Origin of the sequence: Novosphingobium beihaiense (assembly GCF_022832375.1) — a bacterium.
Taxonomy (GTDB): domain Bacteria; phylum Pseudomonadota; class Alphaproteobacteria; order Sphingomonadales; family Sphingomonadaceae; genus Novosphingobium; species Novosphingobium beihaiensis.
In genome coordinates this window covers 1-411 of sequence record NZ_JALHLG010000104.1, presented here as the reverse complement: position 1 = coordinate 411, position 411 = coordinate 1, and the positions used below count along the sequence as shown (strand labels likewise).

1 protein-coding gene is annotated in these 411 nt (G+C 60.6%); it reads left to right on the top strand.

Annotated features, from left to right (window positions below; all coding sequences use genetic code 11):
• Positions 1–411: calcium-binding protein (locus MTR66_RS21130; protein ID WP_327194538.1), on the top strand; the 411-nt coding region annotated here is incomplete at both ends.

Genomic DNA, 411 nt, shown 5'->3' with positions numbered 1-411 from the left:
GACGGCCAGGATGTGATCGAGGACAACGGCAATGGCACCGATACGCTCGCGTTCGGGGCTGGCATTGCCACTTCGGATGTCACGGTTACTGCCGTGAATTCGAACGACCTGCTGCTCGTGATCGCGGGCACGACAGACCAGGTGACCTTGCGCAATACGCTGACGTCCAGTTCGGACCGGATCGAGCAAGTGACGTTTGCGGACGGCACGGTCTGGAGCCATGCCGATCTCATGGCGCGGGCTGGCCTCGGTACAGACTACAACGATAGATTGTGGGGCAGTTACAACAGCGAGACGCTTTCCGGCGGGGCTGGAGACGATGCGCTCTACGCTGGCGACGGTGCCGATGTGCTGATCGGAGGCACTGGTAACGATTACCTGTCGGGCAGCTACAGCAACGACACCTATCGT